Below are 7,575 nucleotides of genomic sequence, written 5' to 3'. Positions count from 1 at the left end.
CGACATAACAGCGTTGTTTTATAGTTTAATATTTTATAGATAGTAATTTGTTATTTCGAGCGTAGTCGAGAAATCTAAATTTTGCTTAATAAAGCATTTCGACTGCTTCGCAGTGTGCTTTCAATCAAAGCATACTTTGCGCTCAACCAATGGGCAATGTAACAGTTTTTGTTTTAATTTACTTTTCAGACCTCCTCAAATAAAGATTTGTTTTAAGACTAATTCCGTAAATTGCAAATAAAAAGCCATGATTAGAAGATTAACCATGCTTTTATTGCTCCTTTTCACAATAAATAGCTACACGCAAGAAGATGCTTGGGTTTATTTAACCGATAAGCCTAACGAAGCCTCAGCATTAAGTAATCCAATTTCTATTCTCACACAAAAAGCGCTAGATAGAAAACAGAATCATGGCATTGCGATAGATGCTAGAGATGTTCCTGTGCACGAACCCTACATTGCTGACTTAAAAACGCAAACAGGTATAACTGTTATGGCAAAATCTAAGTGGTTTAATGCTGTCCATGTTAGAGGAACAGAGGCGGATATCTCTGCGCTAAGCACTTTGTCTTTTGTGGATAGTATCGACTTTGCTGATAATAATTTGGATAATTCATCACGACTTCATCAGACTTCGAGTATTAGAGATGTTGAAGATGAAAGCATTGTCTTCACCTATGGCAATTCGCAGAATCAGGTAGAAATGATTAATGCTGACGATTTACATCTCGATGATTTTACAGGTGAAGGCATTACTATCGCAGTTATGGATTCAGGATTTCCTAATGTCAATACTATGGGAGCGTTTCAGCGTCTCAGAGATAACGGAGATTTGTTAGATGGCTATGATTTTGTAACCAGAAATACAAATGTATATGCCAATACTTCTAGTTCTCACGGTACAAGAGTTTTAAGCACCATGGCAGCTTTTGCACAAGACCAATATGTTGGTACTGCACCAGATGCATCGTATTATTTATTCATCACAGAAGATGCAGGTAGTGAAACACCTGTTGAAGAGAGCTACTGGGTAGAAGCGGCAGAACGTGCCGATAGCTTAGGCGTGGATATGATTAATACATCTTTAGGTTATCGTGTATTTGATAACTCTAATTACGATTATACGCCTGCGGATATGAATGGGCAAACTGCTTTTATAACTAAAGGTGCCTCTATTGCTGTTGAAAAAGGTATTTTAGTTGTTGTTAGCGCTGGTAATTCTGGAGCATCAGCTTGGCAGACTGTTGGCGCACCTGCAGATTCACCAAACGTATTATCCATTGGAGCAGTTGATGAAAACGGTAATTATGTTTCTTTTAGCTCACAAGGAGGAGCTGCACAGTTAGGCTATCAAAAACCAGACGTTGTCGCACGAGGAGGAGCGGCTTTTGTAATCGACCAAAATAATAACATTACCCAAAATAATGGAACTTCATTTAGTGGGCCAATTATGTGTGGTGGCATAGCTGCGCTTTGGCAGGCCATACCAGATGCGAGTCCAACAGAAATTAAGAACTTAGTAAGGCAATCGGCATCTCAGTATACAACACCAGACGATTTTTTAGGTTATGGAATACCTGACCTAGCTTTAGCAAGAACATTAGGAGTAGAACAGAAGCTGATTGATAGTTTTAAGTTTTACCCTAATCCTGTAAAGGACGTATTGCATTTTAATTTCCCTGTTGAAATCAGTAATTATGAAATTTCAATCTATAATCAATTAGGACAGCAAGTAGCTCACAGAATTATGAGTTCTAATACCAATCGTCTTAATGTTGTTGATTTATCGGGTGGAATTTATTTAATGAAAATTTCTTCAGAACAATATATCAGAACTTTAAAATTTATGAAGCAATAAATGCCAAATAGAATCACACAACTCTTTAATATTAAATACCCAATCATACAAGCAGGAATGATTTGGAATAGCGGATGGAGACTCGCTTCAGCAGCAAGTAATTCAGGAATTTTAGGTTTAATAGGAGCTGGGTCTATGTATCCTAATGTGTTGCGAAAGCATATTCAAAAATGCAAAGCCGCAACCGATAAACCCTTTGGTGTAAATGTGCCAATGTTATATCCTAATATAGAAGAGATTATGGGTATCATAGTAGAAGAAGGTGTTAAGATTGTATTTACTTCTGCCGGAAATCCAAAAACTTGGACTAAATGGTTACAAGACAAAGGCATTACGGTTGTTCATGTGGTAAGCAGTGTAAAGTTTGCATTAAAAGCTCAAGATGCAGGAGTTAATGCGATTGTTGCTGAAGGCTTTGAAGCAGGTGGGCATAACGGACGAGACGAGACCACAACGTTGACCTTGATTCCCATGGTTAAAGAGCAACTAAAAATTCCACTAATTGCGGCTGGAGGTATCGCTACAGGTAGAGCCATGCTTGCTTGTATGGTTTTAGGTGCTGATGGAGTACAGATAGGTAGCCGATTTGTAGCTAGTGAAGAATCTTCGGCACACCAAGCCTTTAAACAAGTTGTAGTAGATGCTAAAGAAGGAGATACGCAACTCACCTTAAAAGAGTTAGCACCAGTTAGACTTATTAAGAATAAATTCTACAATGACTTACAAGAACTTTATAAAACCGCTCCAACACCAGAGCAACTCAAAGAACTCTTAGGAAGAGCCAGAGCTAAGCGTGGCATGTTTGAAGGGGATTTAGAGGATGGTGAATTAGAGATTGGGCAAATTGCTGGTCTTATTTACGATATAAAGCCAGTGGCTCAAATTGTAAGCGATATGGTTGAAGAGTTTGAAGAGGCAAAACATAATGTCGAGTCTTTGTAAAAAAGCATCAACACAGTCCTACTGACTTTAGATTATTAATAGTTATATGCTATTAGCACTTGTTTTAATAATAAATTATCCTAACAGCATTAAAACCGATGATTTAAAAAATTCGTATATCATATAGCGAAGTACTATTTTATACTGCGCTTTTAAGCGATTAAAACAAACCAAAATATAATACCAAAGTAACATCATGCACAAACAAAACACAAAACTTAGTAAAGCACTAAAGCATAAATTTTTTAAGCCTTTATATTATTTAATAGCAATCGTATTATTGTGCAGTCATGACCTGTTTATAAAATTAGAGACTTATTTTTTGCAACCTAACCAAGAAGCGACTCTAAGTTTGTTTAACGGAACCTTTGAGAAGAGTGATAACATAATTACCCGAGACAGAATGCTAGATGCTTCTGTAGTAGCACAAGGTGAGCGTGTAGCGATTGAAGCTACAAAGTGGGAAGATCAAGATAGTACTATAACAAATTTGAAGTTTAGAACTGGTGAATCGGGTACCTATGTGGCAGGTGTGTCTACCAAAGCCAGAAATATTGAACTTACCGCAGAAAAATTTAATAAATATCTTAAAAGTGATGGTGTTTTTGATATGCTTCAACAGCGCACTAATGATAACTTATTAGACAAAGATGTTGTCGAAAACTATCAAAAACACGTTAAGGCGATATACCAAGTAGGAGATACTAAGACTAACGATTGGAAAACCGTTTTAGGTTACCCAATAGAGTTTGTTCCACAGGCTAATCCATATGATAAACACACAGGAGATCAATTGCAAGCTCAGTTACTTTTAGATGGAAAGCCATTGGCTCATCAATTGATATTTGCGGACTTCATCAAAAGTGCACATTCTCACCAACATGGTCGTCATGAGGCTGATCATACACATGATGAACAAGAGCATTCACATAGCCATTCTCATGATGATGCCAAACATACTCACGGAAATTCTGAAACTGAAAGTCACGACCATTCGCATGATGAGAAAACCAAAGACCATGAGCATTCGCATAACGATGGAGGACATAACCATGAACACCACGACAACGTAGATTCAGATAAAACGCATACCCATACCAGCGGACAGCAATTACGCACCGACGACAACGGAGTGGCTACTGTAGATTTGACCGAAGATGGTATCTACTACCTTAGAACTATTTACATGGCTAGAGCTACTGATAGTGATGAAATAACGCATAGATCTAAATGGGCAACATTAACATTTGAGGTTACTCATGCACACAATGCTGATGCGCACGCGCACGACCATGAACATGAAGACCATATTCCAACTTGGGTTTTTGTATTAGGTAGCTTAATGATAATTGGAGTATTGTTTTTCATATTTAGAAAAAGAGCATAGTAATGGCTGTGAGTTTAAGAAAAATATTACCATTTCTGTTAGTTTTAATCCCTGCTTTTGGGTTTGCTCATGGAGTTACAAGTGCAGATCAAGAGTTGTTGCGAAGTGACAGTTTATGGGCTTACATGCAGGTGGGAGCAACACATATGCTTACGGGTTATGACCATCTTCTTTTTCTAGCAGGAGTTGTGTTTTACTTAAATGGTATTAAAGATATTTTAAAATTCATCACAGTGTTTACAATAGGGCACTGTATCACTTTAATAAGTGCTACCTATGCTGGAATTACGGCAAATGAACATCTGGTAGATGCCGTAATTGCGCTGAGTGTATTATACAAAGGTTTTGAGAATTTAGGAGGGTTTAAAAAGCTCAATGTAAAAGCCCCTAATTTACTGTTGATGGTAGGTGTTTTTGGCTTAATTCACGGCTTTGGACTCTCTACACGATTACAGTCCTTTGATATGGGACAGGATCACATATTAGCTAAAATTTTATGTTTTAATTTAGGTGTAGAAATAGGGCAAGTATTAGCTTTAATCCCTATTGTATTTATAATTACATTTTCACGAAGACATAGACAATTTACTGCCTTTTATAAAGCTGTTAATTGGTATCTGGTATTAGCAGGGATTGGTCTGTTTTTGTATCAAATGTATGGTTACTTTAATGGTATTGAATAAAATTTAGATGTAATGCTCACATCAAGGCGCTTAGCTTATTTTGATTAAATGGTTGTTGTATTTAAGGCTCTGCAATAAAAAAGACCTAAAATTTAATACTTGTTTTTTATTTTCTAAAGATTACATAGTTCTACGTATCGATTTAGTACTTTTAAAAACTTATATCATAAAGTTAAGCGAAATTCTAACCGATCCTAAAGAAAAAGCATCATAATTCCACAATAGTATTTCGATACAATCTCTTTAATATTAAAGAAAGATTTTCATTTTTTCACGACTAAAAAGCTATAACAAATCAAATCAATGAAAAACGGTATCAAAATCATCATTTTATGTCTTAGCTTTTCTGTGTTTTCTCAAAGCCCATGGACACAAGATAAAGGGAAGTTCTACACACAACTTTCATATACGACGATACCAAATTATAATGAGATCTTTGGTGATCCAGACTATAACACCTTTGGTGAGCTTTCAGATAATACCATTCAGTTGTATGGTGAATACGGTTTGTCTGACAATACAAGTTTAATTGTAAACTTGCCTTTAAAGCAGATTTCACTTACTAATTTTCAAGACCCTCGTATTGATTGTATTGGTGACTGTTCACAGGATTTTAGTGAGACAGCATTAGGTAACATAGAACTTGGTATAAGACACAATTTTTATAAAAAAGATTGGATACTTTCGGGCCAATTATCAATAGAAGCTAACACGGGATTGTACTTTGATAATTCGGGCATAAGAACAGGTTATGACGCTTATACATTTACTCCACTTTTTTTAGCAGGTCGTAGTTTTGGTAAAACATATATTCAGAGTTTTATAGGAGCTAATATTAGAACGAATGACTATAGTTCTAATTTTAAGGTTGGTGGTGAAATTGGGCATAAAATCATTAAGCGTATTTGGCTCATAGGCTTTTTAGATATTGTAAAGACGCTTAAAAATGGGGACATTGCATTGCCATTGCAAAATAGTTTTACTGCGCTTTATGTAAATGACCAAGATTATGGTGCTTTCGGTCTCAAAGGTATTGGAGAGATTACCGACAGATTTGGTATAAATACTAGTTTTGGTGGTGCCTTTTTCGGTAGTAATGTGGCGAAGCAAGTGGCACTAAATTTTGGGATTTATCATAGATTTTAGCATTTTATAACTTCATAAAAACTCCATACTTTTGGTCGTAGTAGTCGAACCAAAACAGTTACTTTTGCCAAATGGTTTTAAGCAACTATACCAAAGAATTTAAATACAACCTTAAACTCGCATATCCTGTTATTTTAGGTATGCTTGGACATACCTTTGTAAGTTTTGTAGATAATGTTATGGTTGGGCAATTAGGTGCCGCAGAATTAGCGGCAGTGTCTTTGGGTAATAGCTTTATTTTTATTGCCATGTCTATTGGTATTGGGTTTTCTACAGCCATTACGCCTTTAGTCGCAGAGGCAGATTCAGAAGGTAATTTTGCCAAAGGTAAGTCGGTCTTTAAGCATGGTTTTTTTTTATGTACGGTTTTGGGAATTGGTTTGTTTTTACTAGAGCTACTTGCTAAACCCTTAATGACTATGATGGATCAACCAGAGGAAGTGGTGGTTTTAGCTATACCGTATCTAGATTTGGTAGCATTTTCTTTAGTACCGCTCATAATATTTCAGGCCTTTAAACAGTTTAGCGATGGCTTGTCTATGACAAAATATCCTATGTATGCCACCATAGTGGCTAACATCATTAATGTGGCTATAAATTACGTGCTTATCTTTGGTAAGTTTGGATGTCCAAAAATGGGAATTGTTGGTGCTGCTGTAGGTACATTAATATCTCGTTTCGTAATGCTATTTTTTCTATGGTGGATTCTAGCTAAAAATAAAAAATCGAATGTCTACGTTACCAATATTAAATTTTTCAAACTCAGTAAACAACCCTTAAAAAAATTAAGTAATTTAGGCCTGCCAAGTGCTATGCAAATGTTTTTTGAGGTTGGTGTTTTTACAGCGGCTATTTGGCTTAGTGGACTACTAGGTAAAAATGCGCAAGCTGCAAACCAGATTGCTCTAAACTTGTCATCTATGACCTTTATGGTCGCTATGGGATTAAGTGTTGCAGCTATGGTACGGGTTGGTAATCAAAAAGGGCTTAAGGATTACGTTAATTTAAAGCGTATAGCAGAATCTATTTTTTTAGTAGGATTTATTTTTGCAACAGTCTTTGCGTTGTTTTTTGCGATATTTCATGAGGCATTACCAGATTTGTATGTTAATTTAGATGATCCTGCAAATGTTTTAGACACGGCTGAGGTTGTAAAAATTGCTTCAACTTTATTGTTGGCTGCAGCAGTGTTTCAGATAAGTGATAGCTTGCAGGTTATAGCACTTGGTGCATTACGAGGCCTTCAGGATGTTAAAATTCCGACGTTAATAACCTTTATTTCGTATTGGGTTGTTGGTTTTCCGATTAGTTATTTTTTAGGGAATAACACATATTACGGTAGTGTAGGAATATGGTTAGGTTTATTGGTAGGATTGACCGTTGCAGCACTTTTATTGTTTTTTAGGTTTCGCTATTTATCCAAGCGTTTAATTTTGTCTAATGATGTTGCTTTGGATACTGTTGAAAGATAAAATAATTAGATACTTAGACAAATTAGATGATTAGATCTTTAGATGAATTAGATATTTAGATGTTTAGAAGCTTATATACTAACCACT

At 35.9% G+C, this 7,575-nt stretch carries 6 protein-coding genes; all 6 read left to right on the top strand.

Annotated elements, in window-relative coordinates; translation table 11 throughout:
- Window positions 1–247: 247 nt before the first annotated feature.
- The 6 genes from Q0800_RS11985 to Q0800_RS11960 all read left to right on the top strand — a co-directional run bounded on the left by Q0800_RS11985 (window position 248) and on the right by Q0800_RS11960 (window position 7,488).
- The gene (locus Q0800_RS11985) at window positions 248–1,858 is read left to right on the top strand and encodes a S8 family serine peptidase (protein ID WP_299130036.1); all 1,611 of its coding nucleotides are present in this window, start codon (window positions 248–250) and stop codon (window positions 1,856–1,858) included.
- Window positions 1,859–2,800 (top strand): nitronate monooxygenase, encoded by a 942-nt coding sequence (locus tag Q0800_RS11980; RefSeq protein WP_299130032.1) that lies wholly within the window; start codon window positions 1,859–1,861, stop codon window positions 2,798–2,800.
- A 196-nt stretch (window positions 2,801–2,996) separates the two neighbouring features.
- On the top strand, window positions 2,997–4,187 hold the full coding sequence (locus tag Q0800_RS11975; RefSeq protein ID WP_299130025.1) for a DUF4198 domain-containing protein: 1,191 nt from the start codon (window positions 2,997–2,999) through the stop codon (window positions 4,185–4,187).
- 2 nt (window positions 4,188–4,189) lie between these two features.
- A complete protein-coding gene (locus Q0800_RS11970; protein WP_299130023.1) occupies window positions 4,190–4,870 on the top strand; it encodes a HupE/UreJ family protein in 681 nt (226 codons plus the stop codon).
- 303 nt (window positions 4,871–5,173) lie between these two features.
- Window positions 5,174–6,016, top strand: coding sequence for a hypothetical protein (locus Q0800_RS11965; protein ID WP_299130021.1), 843 nt, complete (start codon window positions 5,174–5,176; stop codon window positions 6,014–6,016).
- Window positions 6,017–6,087: 71 nt separating this feature from the next.
- Window positions 6,088–7,488 carry an MATE family efflux transporter gene (locus tag Q0800_RS11960; protein ID WP_299130019.1) on the top strand — a complete coding sequence of 467 codons (1,401 nt, stop codon included), beginning with the start codon at window positions 6,088–6,090 and terminating at the stop codon, window positions 7,486–7,488.
- Window positions 7,489–7,575: the final 87 nt, after the last annotated feature.

The organism is uncultured Winogradskyella sp. (assembly GCF_937958655.1).
GTDB lineage: Bacteria > Bacteroidota > Bacteroidia > Flavobacteriales > Flavobacteriaceae > Winogradskyella.
The sequence above is the reverse complement of the archived record's forward strand: the minus strand, read 5'-3'. Positions and strand labels throughout refer to the sequence as shown.

Bases quoted from the DNA above. Each gene is read 5' to 3' on its own strand.
- Q0800_RS11985 (WP_299130036.1), top strand. From the start codon at position 248: ATGATTAGAAGATTAACCATGCTTTTATTGCTCCTTTTCACAATAAAT.
- Q0800_RS11980 (WP_299130032.1), top strand. From the start codon at position 1,859: ATGCCAAATAGAATCACACAACTCTTTAATATTAAATACCCAATCATA.
- Q0800_RS11975 (WP_299130025.1), top strand. From the start codon at position 2,997: ATGCACAAACAAAACACAAAACTTAGTAAAGCACTAAAGCATAAATTT.
- Q0800_RS11970 (WP_299130023.1), top strand. From the start codon at position 4,190: ATGGCTGTGAGTTTAAGAAAAATATTACCATTTCTGTTAGTTTTAATC.
- Q0800_RS11965 (WP_299130021.1), top strand. From the start codon at position 5,174: ATGAAAAACGGTATCAAAATCATCATTTTATGTCTTAGCTTTTCTGTG.
- Q0800_RS11960 (WP_299130019.1), top strand. From the start codon at position 6,088: ATGGTTTTAAGCAACTATACCAAAGAATTTAAATACAACCTTAAACTC.